This window comes from Constrictibacter sp. MBR-5 (genome assembly GCF_040549485.1).
Taxonomy (GTDB): Bacteria; Pseudomonadota; Alphaproteobacteria; order JAJUGE01; family JAJUGE01; genus Constrictibacter.
In genome coordinates this window covers 1-16,213 of record NZ_JBEPTK010000002.1, presented here as the reverse complement: position 1 = coordinate 16,213, position 16,213 = coordinate 1, and the positions used below count along the sequence as shown (strand labels likewise).

Below are 16,213 nucleotides of genomic sequence, written 5' to 3'. Positions count from 1 at the left end.
GTCAGCCCGGGGCCAGCGGCCGGGGTCGGAGCAGGAGCAGGCCGAGGAGGATCGGCAGCGCCGCCGCCGCGAGGAAGCCGGGCACGAAGCTGCCGGTGAGCGTCAGGAAGCCGGCGAAGATCAGCGGAAACGCCGCCTCGGCGACGAGGCCCACGGCGATGGCGCCGCCGCACATGGCGCCCGCGGTGCCGGGCGGTGCCAGCCGCGCCACCTCGGCCAGCAGCACGCCGTGCCACGCGACCGCGGTGCCGCTGATCCCGATGCCGAGGGCTGCGAGCGGCACGATCCCCCATGAGGCCGAGGACAGCGCGAGGGCGATCGTCAGCGCGCCGGACACCAGGCCGATGACGGCGAGCACGGCCCGCGGCGAGACGCGGCCTGCGACCCATCCCCAGACGATGCGGCTGGCCACCGCGACCGAAACGGCGATCGACAGCGCGGTCCCGGCCGAGGCGAGCGGAAAGCCGCGACCGACGGTCAGGTAGGTGACGTAGAAGGACGTGAAGACCGCTTGCAGGCCGAGGAAGGCGAAGGAGACGAAGGCCAGTTCGCGAATGGCGCGGTCGCCGAGCACGCCGCGCATGGTGGCGAGGAAATCGACCGCGGACAGCCGTGCGGCGGGGTCGCGGTCCGAGTCGAACCGCTCGCGGAAGGGCTGCAGCAGGGCGAGGAGAAACATGCAGGACGCGGCAACCAGCAGCAGCGCACCCTGCCAGCCGATCGACACCGTCAGAAGCGGTACGAGCAGGCCCGCGATCATGATGCCGAGCGGCACCGCGGTCTGCTTGATCGAGAACATCAGCGGCGCCAGGCGCGGCGGCGACTGCCGCGCCACGACCTGCGACCCCGCCGGGGTCGAAATGCCGACGCCGACACCGATGGCGAGGGCGGCGAGCAGCATCAGGGAGACGAAGCCCAGCGCCATCACCGCCGAGAACAGCGCATTGATCGCCAGGGCCGCCTGCCCGAGCCGCAGGCCGCCGAAGCGGCGGATGAAGCAGCCGACGCCCAGCATGGAGGCGAAGCCGGCGACCGAGATGAGCGCCATCAGCACGCCGAGAAAGGCCGGATCGAGCGCCAGCGCGGGCAGCATGATCGGTGCGGCGACCGGAATGGTCGCCTTCGTCATCGATGAGAAGGTGTGCTGCGCCAGCATGACGCCGGCGGCGGTATAGGCGGTCCCGGCGGTCGGTCCGCCGCCGGCCACCTCGCCGCCGAGCGCGCCGCTAGGTGCCGTCACCCTGTGCCCCGCCCTCTTCGGCCGCCATCGCCTCGAACGTCTCGCGCGCCACGATCATCCCCTCGCGCACCGGGGGCAGGCCGACATAGCCGGAGAGGTGCAGCAGCGTCTCGGCCAGCTCGTCCTCGGTCCAGCCCTGGCGGCGCGCCATGCGCAGGTGGATCGCCAGTTCCGGCCAGCGCGCCGTCGCCGTGTCGGAGACGACGCAGATCAGCGTCTTCGTCTTCAGGTCGAGCCCCGGACGCGTCCACAGCAGGCCGAAGACCGCCTCGCTGGCATAGTCGCCGAACTTGCGCATCAGCGGACTGTCGTAGGTGTTCTTCGCCATGCGCGCGACGAGCGCGTCGCCCATGAGCTCGCGCCGGATCTCGCGTCCCCGGCGCAGCATCTCGCTCTCGCCGGCTGCCGCCGAGGCCGCGGGCGCGGTGGCCGGCATGGCAGTCGCAGGCGCAGGCGCAGGCGTGGCCGCCGACACCGCCGCGGCCCCCTCGCCCGCCGCGGCCTTCAGCTTCTCCAGCGTTTGCGGATCCAGACGACCGGTGGCGGGCAGGCCGTTTTCCGCCTGGAATTGTTTCAGGCCGCCGCGGCTGTTCCTGCCGAAGATGCCGTCGATCGAGCCCTCGTAGAAACCGCACGCCTTCAGACACGCCTGCGCGGCCTTGATCTCGTCCAGCGAGAGATCGGCCTCCGTACGCCGCGCGCCCGGCCGCGGCGCCCACGGAACGAGCGCCTGGACCTTGGTCAGCCAGGCGAACCGGTCCTGCATGCCGACGGTGCCGCCGTTGATCCGGCGCGTCACCGCAGTGAAGTCGCCCGCGTCGCACAGCGGATTGATCCGCTTCCAGTCCCAGAAGGCGCAGGCGATGCGCAGGCAGTTCCTGGGATCGAGCGCCTGGTCCGGATCCGCGACGAGGTCGAGGCCGGCACGCTCGCCGACCTGGCGGTAGCCGTCCTTGCCGGTGATCTGGATGAAGCCGCGACCGCGATATTTCCAGCCGTCGCCGGGCGCATCGTTGCCCATGCGCCCGCCATAGACGTTGTTGGCCAGGGCTTCCGGCGCGCGGGCGAAACCGTTGGTGGACGCGAGGTCGGGGAAGCGCCGCGGCCAGACCTGCATCAGGCGCTCGGGCGAGTAGTTCATGTTCTCGCAGCGGATCTTCAGGCCGCCCGACTCGTGGCCGATCTGCGCCAGGAAGAAGTGCAGGCGCTCGCGCGCGGCCAGGATGCCGAACTCGCCGAGCACCGCTTCGGCCTGCTCGGCGAAGACCGAAAGGGTCTCGTCCTCCGCCGTTTCGTAGAGCTTCTTCAGGATTGGAAGCGTGAGCATGGCGACCTCCGCAGCTGGAACCTCGGCCGTCGTTCCGGCGCACCGCTCCGGCCGGAGCGGTGCAGCGCCCGTGACCGTTCAATTATCCTCGGCACAACCGCAGGCGTATGACGCGGCTCACCGCATCCGGCTGTCAAGCGGTGGCCGGGAGTTCATTGGCGTCACGGCGCGACGGCCGGCGGTCACGCATGACGAGGCTGGCGACGATGGCGACCGTGCAGAGATTGAAGGCGAGGCCCAGCATGAAGGCGGGCTGGTAATGCGCCGCCCAGTCGTAGATGACGCCGGCGAGCCAGCCGCCGGCCGCCATGCCGCTGAGGCCGAAGAAGACCAGCGTGGCGATGCGCCAGCCCGCCTCGGCTGACGGGAAGTGCTCGCGCACCGTCAGGACGTAGCTCGGCACGATGCCGCCGAAGCCGAGCCCGAAGGCGGCGGACAGGATGTAGAGGCCGACGAAATCGTCGACGACGCCGAACAGCGCCATCCCCACCGCCTGGCAGGTGGTCCCGGCGAGCACGGTGCGCAGCCCGCCGATCCGATCGGACAGCGTTCCCCAGAAGATGCGGCTGAGGAAGGCGCAGAAGAGCAGCAGCGACAGCATCTCGGCACCGCGCGCCGGGGCGAAGCCGAGGTCGCTGCAGAAGGCGACGAGGTGGCCCATCGGCATCGACATCGGAATGCAGCAGCCGACGATCGCGGTGCACAGCAGGCCGAAGACGAGGTTCGGTCGGAGCCCGAGCACGGGTGCGTTCTTCACCGGGTCGGCGGCGACGGTGCTCGCAGACGGCGCCGGCGGCTCGCGGCGCATGAACCAGGTGAGCGGCAGCAGGGCGCAGAGGGCCAGGACGCCGAACCAAAACATCGTCTGCTGCCAGCCGAAGGCGCCGATGGCGAGGCCGAACAGCGGCGGCCAGAGCGCGCCGGCAATCTGCTGGCCGCTGGTGACGAGGCTGATCGCGACGCCGCGCCGACGGTCGAACCAGCGGCTGACATAGGTGAGGAGCGGCGCGAACAGGCCGGAATTGCCGAGCAGCCCCACCATCAGGCCGTAGCCGACATAGAGCGCCCAGATGCTGCCGGTGCTGGCGAGCATCGCGCCCAGCGCGACCATGACCACGCCGAGCAGCACCGGACGGATCACCCCGGCCCGGTCGGCCCACCAGCCCATGCCGATGCCGCCGGTGGCGGTGCCGAGATAGGCCAGCGACGCGGCGAGTGCTGGCGTCGAGCGCAGCCCGCCCATGTCCTCGGCGATCGGCTTCAGCCCGACGATGACGATGTAGGGCGTGGCGAACGAGATCATGATGATCGTGAACGCCGCCGTCGCCACGACCCAGGAGGCGCGTGTCTCTATCGAATCGCTGGCCTTCGAACCGCTGGTCTGCGAACCCCTGGCCTGCATGGCGCCGTTTCCCCGCGATGCCGGCCTTGTGCCCGGCCGCAAGCCGGCAGTCTAGCAGGAGGAGCGTCCGGCGCGACACGGGCTGTCGCCGCCCCGGCCGTCCTATAGGATGCCGGCCAGCACACGGAAGCCGCAGGAAGGACATTCGGCAATGGGACAGGGATTCAGGATCTCTGCGCGCACGCGCAAGGTCGACGAGGCGACGGTCGCGCGGTTCGCGAAGCTGCCGGTCGCCAACGTCAGCGACGTGATGGCGCGGATGACGGCGGGCGGCGCGCGGCTGCGGCCGATGCATGCCGGCGGCGTGATGGCCGGACCCGCCTTCACGGTGAAGACGCGGCCCGGCGACAATCTGATGGTGCATCGGGCGCTCGATATCGCCGATCCCGGCGACGTGATCGTCGTGGACGCCGGCGGCGACCTGACCAACGCCATCATCGGCGAACTGATGCTGGCCTTCGCCGAGCACCGCCGGCTGGGCGGCTTCGTCATCAACGGCGCGATCCGCGACTATGCCGCGATTCACGCCGGCGCCTTTCCGGTGTTCGCCGCCGGCATCACGCACCGCGGCCCCTACAAGGACGGGCCGGGCGAGATCAACGTGCCGGTCGCGATCGACGGCATGGTGGTCGAGCCGGGCGACCTGATGATCGGCGACGAGGACGGGCTGCTCTGCGTGCCCTACGACGCGCTGGAGACGGTCGCGCGCGACGCCGAGGCGAAGCAGGCCGCCGAGGAGAAGCAGATGGCCGCGACGAAGGCCGGCACCATCGACCGCAGCTGGGTCGAGGCGACGCTCAGGAAGCTCGGCTGCGAGGGGCTGTGAGAGCGGTGCCCGGGGGCGTCCTTCGAGACGCCCGCTGACGCGGGCTCCTCAGGACGAGGCCGGCGTGGGGTGATATGAACATCACACCCTCGTGCTGAGGAGGGCCGCCACGGGCGGCCCGTCTCGAAGCACGTACGCCAGCTCAGGCGATGCCGCCGTCGACCCTGACGATCGATCCCGTGGTGAAGCTCGACCGGTCGCTCGCGAGGTAGAGGGCGGCGGTGACGATCTCCTCCGGCAGGCCGCTGCGGCGCAGGGCGGCCGTCGGGTTCTTCTTGTGCTCCTCCGACCAGGCTTCGGAGACGTCGGTCAGGAAGCGGCCGGGCGAGATGGTGTTCACCCGCACCTTCGGGCCGTACTCGAAGGCGAAGGCCGTGGTGACGGCATTGAGTGCCGCCTTGGCACCGGCATAGGGCGCGATCTCCGGGCGCGGACGCAGGGCCCCGGCGCTCGACACGTTGATGATCGAGCCGCCGTCGCCCGCCGCCATGCGGCTGCCGATCATCGCGCAGAGGCGGAACGGTCCCTTGAAGTTCAGCGACACGACACGGTCGAACAGCTGCTCGCTCGTCTCCAGCGACGAGGGCGCCAGGGGCGAGCTGCCGGCATTGTTCACCAGGATATCGACCTTGCCGAAGGCGGCGTAGGCCGCCTCGACCAGACCGTCCAGTTCCTCCCAGCGGGCGACGTTGCAGCCATAGGCGAGCGCCCGGCGGCCCATGCCCTCGACCTCGGCGGCGACGGCCCGGCAGTTGTCGACCTTGCGGCTGGTGACGATCACGTCTGCGCCGTGCGCCGCGAAGGCCTTGACCATCTGGTAGCCCAGCCCGCGGCTGCCGCCGGTGACCAGCGCCACCTTCCCGCTGAGGTCGAAAAGCGCATCCATCCGCACGTCTCCGAAACGATTAGTGAAGCCTGGCGGACGCCCAGAACTTGCCGATGCCGACGACGGCGTCGGGGATCAGTTCCGCCATCTGCAGCTGCAGTTCCTCGAGATCGCCGTCGTCCTCCGCGGGCGCCGCATCCTCCGCCGCCGGCCAGAAGATCGCGATCGGGCCGACGAGCTGCAGGCCCTCTTCGGATTCCAGCAGCGGCTGCCATGCTTCCGGCCGCAGGTCGATCGCGGCGAGGAAGCCCTCGGCCCAGGCGATGGCGACCGGATTGTCGTCGTCGTCGGCCCAGAACCAGGGCGCGTACTCGTCCGGGTCCTCGACCACCTGACGGCGGATGTTGGCGATGCGGCGATGCATCAGCCCAACCATCGCTTCGGCCTGCGCCGCGTCCTCGAACTCCGGCTCCTCCTCGCCCCACACCACCGGGAGCCATTCGGCCGGCTGCACCTCATCCGGGCCGATCGCGACGGCCGTCAGGAAGCCGTCGAGGTCCGAGATGAGCATGCAGTCCTCGGGGGCCGCATCCGACATGAGGAAGGCGTCGAGAGCCTCGATCTCGTCGTCGCTCAGCTGCGCCTGCATGATGCATCTCCACTCCGGGCGCCGATCGTCGGCGCCGATGGCCGCAACATGACGATGCCCGGCGGGCGCCGCAACCGCGAACGCGAGCGGCGATCAGGTCGCCGCGGCGCGCGCGACCGGTTCCGCGGCGCGGCGGCGCAGGCCGGGTGCCGGAGGATCCTCCGGCGGACCGGCGAAACACTGCGCCAAGGCCATCCAGCGCTCCGCGGCGTCGCCGCGCACGACGAGGTCGGTGTCGGCGATGTTCCGCGTCTGGGTGCAAACCTGGCAGAAGGCGACCGCATCGCCCTCGACGGCGCTCGGCGAGGCCGGATCGTTCCACTCCCAGACGGTGCCCGATGGCGCGGTCAGGCGCACATGGGGCACGGTCTCGGGGACCGGCAGCTTCCGGTTCACGAAGGTCCAGCCGAAAGTCTTCACGCAGATGACGGCGATGTTCTGCAGCCGCTCGGCGCAGCCGCGCTCCAGGCCGAGCACGTCCCAGATGGCCTGAGCATGCGCCCAGATCTCCATCTGCCGGGCGGTCGCGAACATCCGCACGCTCATGTCGGGGCCGGCCCAGGTGATCCGCGCGGCGGGGTCGCGGGCCTCCAGCGCGTCGCAGAGCGTGTCGAGATGGCCCTTCCAAAGGGACAGCAGCGCGTGGCCGCGCGGGTCGCCCAGGCGCTTGCGCGTCTCCTCCACGCGGGTCAGGCCGGTCTCGCGCTGCGCCCTGACGTCGGCCATCAGCGCCGTGAAATCGTCGGGCCCGCGCAGCGACGCCATGCCCATCTCGTCGCCGAAATGCAGATGCTGGACGATGTCGTTGATCGTCCAGCGCTTGAAGAGGGTCTCGCGCTCCCAGTCCGCGTCGGCCAGCCCGGCCAGAAGGGCGTGGAGTTCGGCGCCTTCCTCGCGAAGATCGGCAATCTGCTGCAGCACGGGCGCTCTTCCCTTCCTGTGGCGACGCGGCCGAGTATGGCGGCACGGCGGCACCCTGTGAACGGACCCCATGCGGGGCCGCTGCCGCCGCCGACGAGCATTGACGACGACCGCTGCCGAGACGACCGGAGAGAGCGCATGGCGCCGACGATCGAGATCCTGCAGGGGGCCTATTCCGCCCTCGAACTGGCGGGGCTCGCCGTGTTCGCCGTGTCGGGCGCGCTGACGGCGGCGCGGCGCGAGATGGACCCGTTCGGGTTCATCGTGATCGGCACGGTCACCGCCATCGGCGGCGGGACGATCCGGGACCTGCTGCTGGGCATCGGCCCCGTGTTCTGGGTGCAGAAGCCGGTCTATCTGTGGGTGTGCGTTGCCGCGGCGCTGCCGGTCTTCTGGCTGGCGCGGCTGCTAACGTCGCGCTACCGGGCGCTGCTATGGGCCGACGCGCTCGGCATGGCGCTCTTCGCCGTCGCGGGCGCGGAGAAGGCGCTGGCGACAGGCGCCTCCGCCTCGGTCGCCGTCACCATGGGGGTGATCACCGCGGCCTTCGGCGGCGTGCTGCGCGACATTCTGTGCGGCGAGCGGCCGCTGCTGCTGCACAAGGAGATCTATGCGACCGCGGCTCTCGCCGGCGCCCTCACCTACGTGTCGCTGCAGCCTTTCGCGCCGGAGGGGCCGGAGCGCGCGGTGGCGGCATTCGCCGTCGCCTTCGGCCTGCGCGCGGCCGCTATCGTCTTCGGCTGGTCGATCCCGCACTACAGGCGCCCGGACCGCCCGCTCGACGGTCCGGCGCCCTGAGGCGTCCTAAAGCCGCGCACGCCGCAGCCGGAGCGCGTTGCCGATGACCGAGACGGAGCTGAGGCTCATCGCCACCGCAGCGACCATCGGGCTGAGCAGGATGCCCAGCACGGGATAGAGCACGCCCGCGGCGATCGGCACGCCGATGGCGTTGTAGACGAAGGCCAGGAACAGGTTCTGGCGGATGTTGCGCATCGTGGCGCGGCTGATCCGGCGGGCGCGGACGATGCCGCGCAGGTCGCCCTTGACCAAGGTCACCCCGGCACTCTCGATCGCGACGTCGGTGCCGGTGCCCATGGCGATGCCGACATCGGCGGCGGCCAGTGCCGGCGCGTCGTTGATGCCGTCGCCGGCCATGGCGACCCGCCGCCCCTCGCCGCGCAGGCGCTCGATCGTGCGGCCCTTGTCGGCCGGCAGGACCTCGGCCTCGACCTCGTCGATTCCCAACCCGGCCGCTACGGCACGGGCGGTCGTGCGGCTGTCGCCGGTCAGCATGACGATGCGCAGTCCCTCGGCGTGCAGCGCGCGCAGCGCCTCGGCGGTACCTTCCTTGACCGGGTCGGCCACGGCGACGACGCCGGCCGCGGCGCCGTCGATCGCCACCAGCATCGCAGTCGCCCCGTCCGCCCGGAGCGTCTCGGCGAGGTCGAGGAGCGGGCCGGGATCGACGCCGAGCCGCTCCATGAGGCGGACATTGCCGAGCGCGATCCGGCGGCGGCCGACCGTGCCGTGAACGCCCTCGCCGCTTTCCGAGGCGAAGTCGGCGGCATCCGACACGGAGAGACCGCGCGATTCTGCAGCAGCGACGATGGCGGCACCCAGCGGGTGCTCGCTGCCGCGTTCGAGCCCGGCCGCCAGGGCGAGCAGGTCGTCCTCGCCGCGGTCGCCGACCGTGCGGACCGCGACGACCTTCGGCTTGCCCTCGGTCAGCGTGCCGGTCTTGTCGACGACCAGCGTGTCGATCCCCTCGAAGACCTCCAGCGCTTCGGCGTTGCGGAACAGCAGCCCCTCGCCCGCGCCGCGGCCCGTGCCGACCATGATCGACATCGGCGTGGCGAGCCCCAGCGCGCAGGGGCAGGCGATGATCAGGACGGCGACGGCCGCGATCAGTGCGTGCGCCAGGGCCGGCGGCGGGCCGAAGATCGCCCATGCGGCGAAGGCGAGCACGGCCGCCGCGACCACCACCGGGACGAAGTAGCCGGCGACGCGGTCGACGGTGCGCTGGATCGGCGCGCGGCTGCGCTGGGCGGACGCGACCATCTGGACGATGCCGGAGAGCAGCGTGTCCTCGCCCACCTTGTCGGCGCGCATGACGAAGCCGCCGGCACCGTTGAGCGTGCCGCCGATCACCGGATCGCCCGCCGCCTTCTGCACCGGCATCGGCTCCCCGGTGACCATCGACTCATCGACGCTGCTGCGGCCATCGACGACCGCGCCGTCGACCGGCACCCGGTCGCCGGGACGGACACGCAGGCGGTCGCCGACGCGGATCCGCTCGAGCGGGACCTCCTCGTCGGTGCCGTCGTCGGTGAGCCGGCGCGCCGTCTTCGGCGCCATGTCGAGCAGGGCGCGGATGGCGCCGCCGGTCTGCTCGCGGGCGCGCAGTTCGAGGATCTGGCCGAGCAGCACGAGCACGACGATCACGGCCGCCGCCTCGAAATAGACGTCGACGCCGCCGTCGTGCAGGCGGAAGCCCTCAGGGAAGATGCCGGGCGCCACCGTCGCGACGACGCTGTAGGCATAGGCCGCACCGGTGCCGAGGCCGATGAGCGTGAACATGTTGAGATTGCGCGTCACGAGAGACGCCCATGCGCGCTCGAAGAACGGCAGCCCCGCCCAGAGCACGACCGGCGTCGCCAGTGCGAACTGGATCCAGTGGGAGACGATAGGGGAGACGACGTCGTGCAGGTCGACGAGATGGGTGCCCATCGCGAGCAGGAAGAGCGGCACGGTGAAGACGGATCCGACGATGAAGCGGCGCCGGAAGTCGACGAGTTCGGGATTGGGCCCCTGCTCCGCCGTCACGGCGACCGGCTCCAGCGCCATCCCGCAGATCGGACACTCGCCCGGCTCGTCGCGCACGATCTCGGGATGCATCGGGCAGGTGTAGCGGGTCGTCTTCGCCGCCACGGGATTGGCCGGCTCTAGGGCCATGCCGCACTTCGGGCAGGTGCCGGGACCCATCTTCTCGACGCCCTCGCACATCGGACAGACGTGCAGCGCGCCTTCGCTGCCGGCCGCCGGTTCCTGCGGCTGCGGGTTCAGCCAGCGCTCCGGCTCCGCCTCGAAGCGCTCGCGGCAGCGCGCGCTGCAGAACCAGTAGGTCTCGCCGCCGTGGCTGGCGCTGTGTTTCGCCGTGGCGGGATCGACGGTCATGCCGCAGACCGGATCCTTCACGGTCGCGCCGGCAGACGCGGCGTGATCATGCTTTGCAGCGTGCGTATGGCAGCAGGCCGACATACATCCTCCAGGTGCGAGCGGTCGCAGGTGCGCGGATGGCCGATGCTTGACGGAAGCATCCCGCGCCCTCATCTCTTGACCGCAGATATACTCTAGGGGGGTATGGTATCAAGGTGAAAAGCGAAACCACCAGTTCCTGCCTCAAGCGCCTCGCCCGCATCGAGGGCCAGGTGCGCGGCATCGCCCGCATGGTCGAGGAGGACCGCTACTGCATCGACGTGATCACCCAGGTGCAGGCGGTCCGCGCCGCCCTCCAGCGCGTCGAGGAGGAAGTGCTGAAGGACCATGTCGAGCACTGCGTCGAGCACGCCATCGCCAGCGGCGACGCCGGCGAGCAGCGGCGCAAGGTGGCCGAACTGCTGCAGGTGCTGGGCCGGCGCTCGAGCTGACGGGCGGTTAGGTCTCGTGCACGACGAGGTCGGCGTCCGAGTCCGGCTCCGAGGCCAAGGCCACGCTCTTGATCACCGCCCAGACGCGGCGGCCGGGCGCGAGGCCGAGCGCATCGACCGACTGAAGCGTGACGCGCGCGAGCAGCGGCACGGATCCGCAGGCGAGCCGCAGTTCGACGGCCGCACCGTGCGGCGGACCGATCTCGACGACCTCGGCGGGAAGCTGGTTGAGGGCGCTCAGTCCCTCCGGCGCGACGGTCGCCACCATCACGTCGCGCGCACGGATGCGCAGCCGCAGGGACGATCCCACCGGCAGGTCGACATGGGGCACGCGCAGCCGCCCGGCCAGCGTGTCGAGCACGGTGAGGCCGAAGGCGGCGACATGCTCCGCCACGCGCGCGTCGAGCACGGCGCCCGCCTCCTGCCGGCCGGTCAGCATCGGAAGATCGGTGCGCGCCATGACCGAGGCCACGGAGCCCGCCGCGGCGACGCGCCCCTCCGACAGCAACACCATCGTGTCGGCCAGACGCACGACCTCCAACAGCGAATGGCTGACATAGACGATCGGGATGCCCGCCTCGCGGCGCAGGCGCTCGATATAGGGCAGGATCTCCTCGCGCCGCGGCCCGTCCAGCGAGGCGAGCGGTTCGTCCATCAGCAGCAGGCGGGGTGCGGCGAGCAGCGCGCGGCCGAGCGCCACCCGCTGGCGCTCGCCGCCGGACAGCGCGGCGGGACGGCGGCCGAGCAGATGGCCGATGCCGAGCATCTCGATGACCGGACGGAGCGTCGCGCGCGAACCGCGCCGGCCGATCCAGCGGCCGTAGAGCAGGTTCTGCCGGACCGTGAGATGCGGGAACAGGCGGCTGTCCTGGAAGACGTAGCCGATGCCGCGGCGATGCGGCGGCAGGTCGATGCCGGCGGCAGCGTCGAAAAGGACATCGCCCTCGGCGACGATTCGTCCGGCGTCCGGGCGCAGCAGGCCGGCGATCATGTCGACGACCGAGGTCTTGCCGGCGCCGGACCTGCCGAACAGGGCGGTCACGCCGGCACCCGCTTCGAACCGGACGGAGACGGAGAAGGCGCCGAGCCGGCGCTCGACGTCAACGAACAGCGTCAAGGCCGCGAATCCGCCTGGAGATGCGCCGAGCCAGCAGTTCCGACCCGACCAGGGCCAGCATCGAGAGGGCGATGGCGATGCCGGTCAGCCGCGCCGCCGCCGTCTCCCCGCCCGGCACCTGGAGCAGCGTGTAGATGGCGATCGGCAGGGTGCGCGTCTCGCCGGGAATGTTCGACACGAAGGTGATGGTGGCACCGAACTCGCCCATGCCCTTGGCGAAGGCCAGGATGGCGCCGGCGACGATCCCCGGCAGGATGAGCGGCAGCGTCACCGTCAGGAACACCAGCGGCGGACTGGCGCCCAGGGTGCCGGCGGCCGCCTCCAGCCGGCTGTCGACGGCCTCGATCGAAAGGCGGATCGCGCGGACCATCAGCGGAAAGCCCATCACCGCCGCGGCGACCACCGCCCCCGTCCATCGGAACGCCAAGACGATGCCGAAGGTCTCGTTCAGCCAGGCGCCGACCGGGCCGCGCGTACCGAGCAGCAGGAGCAGCAGGTAGCCCGTCACGACCGGCGGCAGGATCAGCGGCAGGTGGACGAGCCCGTCGAGGAGCGTCCGCCCGGGAAACCGGCAGCGGGCGAGCACCCAAGCGACGGCGAGGGCCGGCGGCAGGCTGACCACCATGCTCCACAGCGCGACGCGCAGGCTGAGGGTCAGGGCCTCCCACTCTAGGGGCGTGAGGGTGGGCATGCCGATGCGGATCAGTCCAGCGCGGTGAATCCATAGGAGGCGAAGATCTTGGCCGCTTCCGGGGTCTTGAGGAAGGCCATCAGCGTCTTCGCGGCATCCGGTTCGCCGCTCGCCGCCAGCACCGCCGCCGGATAGACGATCGGCGGGTGGCTGTCCGCCGGGAACGTTGCAGCCACGGCGACCGTGGCATCGGCCGCCGCATCCGATCCGTAGACGACGCCCAGCGGCGCCTCGCCGCGCGCGACGAGCGCCAGCGCCGCCCGGACGTTCGCCGCGCGCGCCACTTTCGGCTCGACTACCGCCCAGACCCCGAGGCTCGTCAACGCCGCCTTGCCGTAGATGCCGGCCGGCACGTGGTCGGGATCGCCCATCGCGAGACGGCGGTCTCCGAGCAGTGCCGGCAGGTCGAAGCCCTTGGCGATGGCGACCGGGGCCACCCCCTTCGGGCCGACGAGGACCAGCGTGTTGCCGAGGAGGTCGACGCGGGTCGCAGGATCGATGAGCTTCCGCTCGGCGACATAGTCCATCCACGTCTCGTTCGCGGAGATGAAGAGGTCGGCCGGGGCCCCCTGCTCGATCTGGCGGGCCAGCGTGGAACTGGACTCGTAGGACGCCTCGGCGGTACCGCCGCCGCCCTTCGTCCACGCCGCCATCACCGCTTCGAGCGCATCGCGCTGGCTGGCGGCGGCGAAGACGAGCACGTCGCGGGCCTGGGCCTGGCCGCCGACGCAGACAGTCGCGAGAAGCCCCAGACTCGTGAGGGCCGTGCGGGCCCTCCGGGCCAGAGCAGCAATCGAGACCATGGGCACGACTCCGTCAAGCGCTATAGCTGATCGGATATAACCCATGATCGGAACGGGCGCCAGGGGGCGACGCCGCGACCCGGGGGCCCGCTTCTAGAGCGGTTTCCGGTCGACGTGAATCGTGGGGGATTGAACGAACCCGCTGTCGCGGGATGTAGGAGGCGGTGACCGTAGAGGTCCCCCTGTCTGGAATGATGGCGGTTGCAAGCAGCCTCGTCACCAGACAGGAGCACTCCGATGGCCGAGTTGAGCCCTCTACGCCGGCGCATGACCGAGGACATGACGGTCCGCAACCTGTCGCCGGCGACGCAACGATCCTATCTGCACGCGGTGGCGAAGTTCAGCCGGCACTTCGGGCGCTCGCCGGACCGGTTGGGCCTGGAGGACGTGCGGGCGTTCCAGGTCCACTTGGTCTCGACCGGGATGTCGTGGGCGGCGCTGAACCAGACGGTGTGCGCGCTCCGGTTCTTCTACGGCGTCACGCTCGGGCACGGTGAGATCCCGGAGCGTATTCCCTACGCGCGCGAGCCGCGCAAGCTGCCGGTGGTCCTGAGCGCCGACGAGGTGGTGCGGTTCCTGGAGGCCGTGGCGAGCCTGAAGAGCCGTGCGGCGCTGACGACGGCCTACGCGGCGGGGCTGCGTGCGTCCGAAGTGGTCGGCCTGAAGGTTGCCAACATCGACAGCGCGCGGATGGTGATCCGGGTCGAGCACGGCAAAGGGGGCAAGGACCGCTACGTCATGTTGTCGGCGCAGCTGCTCGGCATCCTGCGCATCTACTGGCGACTGGCCCGGCCGGAGCACTGGCTGTTCCCGGGCCGCGAGGCAAGCAAGCCGATCGACGTCCAGGTGCTGTATGCCGCGTGCCGATCGGCACGCGCCGCTGCGGGTCTGGACAAGCGCGTGACGGTGCACACGCTACGGCACAGCTTCGCCACCCACCTGCTGGAGAGTGGCACAGACATCCGCATCATCCAGGTGCTGCTGGGGCACGCCAACCTGTCGACCACCGCGCGCTACGCCCAGGTCTCGAACGGGCTGATCCGGCGGATCGGGAGCCCGCTCGATCGGCTGGCGCTGGAGGTGGTGCCTCCCGCCTGATCCGGCCATGTCGGCCGGCCTGGAGCTGGCGGACGTGTTCCGCCGGTACGGCGATGCTTATCGCCGTGCGCATGACGGTCACCTGGGCCGGGTCGAGCGGCGGGTGATGAGCGCCGTCGAGCTATGCCGCACGGCGGCACTCGGCGGCCATGTCGAGCACTGCCGGGAGTGCGGCCGCATCCGTCACGCCTACAACTCCTGCCGCAACCGGCACTGCCCGAAGTGCCAGGGCGAGGCCCGCGCCGAGTGGCTCGCCGCCCGTCAGGCCGAACTGCTGCCGGTGGAATACTTCCACGTCGTCTTCACCATGCCGCCGGCAGCCGCGGAGATCGCCTTCCAGAACAAGGCGGCGGTCTACGCCATCCTGTTCCGGGCGGCGGCCGAGACACTGCGCATGGTCGCCGCCGACCCCCGCCACCTCGGCGCCGAGCTCGGCATGGTCGCCGTGCTGCATACCTGGGGCCAGACCCTGCTCCATCATCCGCACATCCATTGCGTCGTGCCGGGCGGCGGCCCCTCGCTCAAGCCTGCCCCGGCGCAGGCCGGGGGGACGCGCTGGGTCGCCTGCCGGCCTGGGTTCTTCCTGCCGGTCCGGGTGCTGTCCCGGGTGTTCCGCCGACTGTTCCTGGCCGAGATGCAGGCCGCCTTCGAGGCCGGCGGGTTGGGCTTCTTCGGCGATCTCGCCGGGCTCGCCGAGCCTGCCGCCTTCACGCGTCGATTGCGCGAGCTGCGGCGTGTGGAGTGGGTGGTCTACGCCAAGCCGCCGTTCGGCGGCCCGGCCCGGGTCCTGGCTTATCTCGGCCGCTACACCCACCGGGTCGCCATCGCCAACTCCCGGCTGGTCCGCGTCACCGACGGCCAGGTCGCCTTCCGATGGCGCGACTATCGCCACCACGGCAAGGGCAAGGTCATGACCCTCGACGCCGACGAGTTCATCCGCCGCTTCCTGCTGCACACCCTGCCGGACGGCTTCCATCGCATCCGGCACTATGGCTTCCTCGCCAACGGTCATCGCGCCGAGAAGCTGGCGCTCTGCCGCCGGCTGCTCGCGAGACCGGGACCCGGGTCGGATCCATCGCCGACCGAGGACGCGGCCGCCATGGATCGCAGCCACCGCTGTCCCTGCTGCGGCAGCACCGCAATCAGCCGCACCAGCCTGCCGAGGCCGTGGCGATCACCGCCATCGCGCTCGTCCTTCTGGAACGACACATCATGACCAGCCCCCATCGACACACCCTCCGACCAGATATCGTTGCGGGCGTTGCGCACGCCCGTCGGGCCGATGCCGCGCGTGGCGGCGGCGCTCGTCACAGCCCAGGCCGCCACCTCCGGCGCAGGCCGCACCGCGGCACCCGGGACCACGGCGGCCCGCCGCCAATCGTCGTCGTCCCCGATCGGCGCGACTGCATACCCCGCCACGAGAGCGCTCGCAGCGCCCTCTCGGATCAGCCGTCGGCGACACAATCCCCATAGCTGTTCCGCTACCCCGCGGGTTCGCTCAATCCGGCTTCAATGAGGTCGCGATCTCGCGAGCGTCTCCGCCGTGCCGCGCGACCTCACAGAACCCTCCAGATTCCCATGAGCGTGGTTTTCTGATTCACGATCCTTGCTGGTGAGGGAGGCCGGCATGGATGGGTCGAGGACTTTCGCAGGATCTACGTGATCG

General features: G+C 70.9%; 15 protein-coding genes. 5 read left to right on the top strand and 10 right to left on the bottom strand.

What is annotated here, in order from left to right; translation table 11 throughout:
• Window position 1: 1 nt before the first annotated feature.
• The 3 genes from ABIE65_RS04065 to ABIE65_RS04055 all read right to left on the bottom strand — a co-directional run bounded on the left by ABIE65_RS04065 (window position 2) and on the right by ABIE65_RS04055 (window position 3,969).
• Window positions 2-1,240, bottom strand: coding sequence for an MFS transporter (locus tag ABIE65_RS04065; RefSeq protein ID WP_354075743.1), 1,239 nt, complete (start codon window positions 1,238-1,240; stop codon window positions 2-4).
• Window positions 1,227-2,567: a peptidoglycan-binding protein gene (locus ABIE65_RS04060; RefSeq protein ID WP_354075741.1), complete on the bottom strand. Its 1,341-nt coding sequence runs from the start codon at window positions 2,565-2,567 to the stop codon at window positions 1,227-1,229. Before ABIE65_RS04060 ends, ABIE65_RS04065 begins: the two co-directional genes overlap by 14 nt.
• Window positions 2,568-2,700: 133 nt before the next feature.
• The gene (locus ABIE65_RS04055; RefSeq protein WP_354075739.1) at window positions 2,701-3,969 is read right to left on the bottom strand and encodes an MFS transporter; all 1,269 of its coding nucleotides are present in this window, start codon (window positions 3,967-3,969) and stop codon (window positions 2,701-2,703) included.
• A 151-nt stretch (window positions 3,970-4,120) separates the two neighbouring features.
• Between ABIE65_RS04055 and ABIE65_RS04050 the strand changes: the two genes are divergently transcribed.
• Window positions 4,121-4,795 carry an RraA family protein gene (locus ABIE65_RS04050; RefSeq protein ID WP_354075737.1) on the top strand — a complete coding sequence of 225 codons (675 nt, stop codon included), beginning with the start codon at window positions 4,121-4,123 and terminating at the stop codon, window positions 4,793-4,795.
• Between the two features lie 142 nt (window positions 4,796-4,937).
• On the opposite strand, the gene ABIE65_RS04045 is transcribed toward ABIE65_RS04050, so the two are convergent.
• The 3 genes from ABIE65_RS04045 to ABIE65_RS04035 form a co-directional block, all read right to left on the bottom strand.
• Window positions 4,938-5,681: an SDR family NAD(P)-dependent oxidoreductase gene (locus ABIE65_RS04045; protein ID WP_354075735.1), complete on the bottom strand. Its 744-nt coding sequence runs from the start codon at window positions 5,679-5,681 to the stop codon at window positions 4,938-4,940.
• Window positions 5,682-5,700: 19 nt separating this feature from the next.
• On the bottom strand, window positions 5,701-6,270 hold the full coding sequence (locus ABIE65_RS04040; RefSeq protein ID WP_354075733.1) for a UPF0149 family protein: 570 nt from the start codon (window positions 6,268-6,270) through the stop codon (window positions 5,701-5,703).
• A 93-nt stretch (window positions 6,271-6,363) separates the two neighbouring features.
• Complete coding sequence (locus ABIE65_RS04035) at window positions 6,364-7,191, bottom strand: TIGR03084 family metal-binding protein (RefSeq protein WP_354075731.1); 828 nt, start codon at window positions 7,189-7,191, stop codon at window positions 6,364-6,366.
• 138 nt (window positions 7,192-7,329) lie between these two features.
• Here ABIE65_RS04035 and ABIE65_RS04030 point away from each other — a divergent pair, with 138 nt between their 5' ends.
• Window positions 7,330-7,989 (top strand): trimeric intracellular cation channel family protein, encoded by a 660-nt coding sequence (locus tag ABIE65_RS04030; protein WP_354075729.1) that lies wholly within the window; start codon window positions 7,330-7,332, stop codon window positions 7,987-7,989.
• Window positions 7,990-7,995: 6 nt separating this feature from the next.
• Here the strand turns inward: ABIE65_RS04030 and ABIE65_RS04025 are convergent, their stop codons facing one another.
• Window positions 7,996-10,449 (bottom strand): heavy metal translocating P-type ATPase, encoded by a 2,454-nt coding sequence (locus ABIE65_RS04025; RefSeq protein WP_354075727.1) that lies wholly within the window; start codon window positions 10,447-10,449, stop codon window positions 7,996-7,998.
• A gap of 113 nt (window positions 10,450-10,562) precedes the next feature.
• Between ABIE65_RS04025 and ABIE65_RS04020 the strand changes: the two genes are divergently transcribed.
• Window positions 10,563-10,838 carry a metal-sensitive transcriptional regulator gene (locus ABIE65_RS04020; RefSeq protein ID WP_354075725.1) on the top strand — a complete coding sequence of 92 codons (276 nt, stop codon included), beginning with the start codon at window positions 10,563-10,565 and terminating at the stop codon, window positions 10,836-10,838.
• Between the two features lie 7 nt (window positions 10,839-10,845).
• Here ABIE65_RS04020 and modC read toward each other — a convergent pair whose 3' ends face one another.
• Genes modC through modA form a run of 3 tightly spaced genes read right to left on the bottom strand, consistent with a single transcriptional unit; the run spans window position 10,846 to window position 13,449 of the window.
• Window positions 10,846-11,955 (bottom strand): molybdenum ABC transporter ATP-binding protein, encoded by a 1,110-nt coding sequence (gene modC, locus ABIE65_RS04015; RefSeq protein ID WP_354075723.1) that lies wholly within the window; start codon window positions 11,953-11,955, stop codon window positions 10,846-10,848.
• Window positions 11,939-12,646: a molybdate ABC transporter permease subunit gene (gene modB, locus ABIE65_RS04010; RefSeq protein WP_354075721.1), complete on the bottom strand. Its 708-nt coding sequence runs from the start codon at window positions 12,644-12,646 to the stop codon at window positions 11,939-11,941. Before modB ends, modC begins: the two co-directional genes overlap by 17 nt.
• Window positions 12,647-12,657: 11 nt before the next feature.
• Window positions 12,658-13,449 (bottom strand): molybdate ABC transporter substrate-binding protein, encoded by a 792-nt coding sequence (modA, locus tag ABIE65_RS04005; RefSeq protein ID WP_354075719.1) that lies wholly within the window; start codon window positions 13,447-13,449, stop codon window positions 12,658-12,660.
• A 237-nt stretch (window positions 13,450-13,686) separates the two neighbouring features.
• Between modA and ABIE65_RS04000 the strand changes: the two genes are divergently transcribed.
• Complete coding sequence (locus tag ABIE65_RS04000; protein ID WP_354075717.1) at window positions 13,687-14,547, top strand: site-specific integrase; 861 nt, start codon at window positions 13,687-13,689, stop codon at window positions 14,545-14,547.
• A gap of 7 nt (window positions 14,548-14,554) precedes the next feature.
• The gene (locus ABIE65_RS03995; protein ID WP_354075715.1) at window positions 14,555-15,763 is read left to right on the top strand and encodes an IS91 family transposase; all 1,209 of its coding nucleotides are present in this window, start codon (window positions 14,555-14,557) and stop codon (window positions 15,761-15,763) included.
• Window positions 15,764-16,213: the final 450 nt, after the last annotated feature.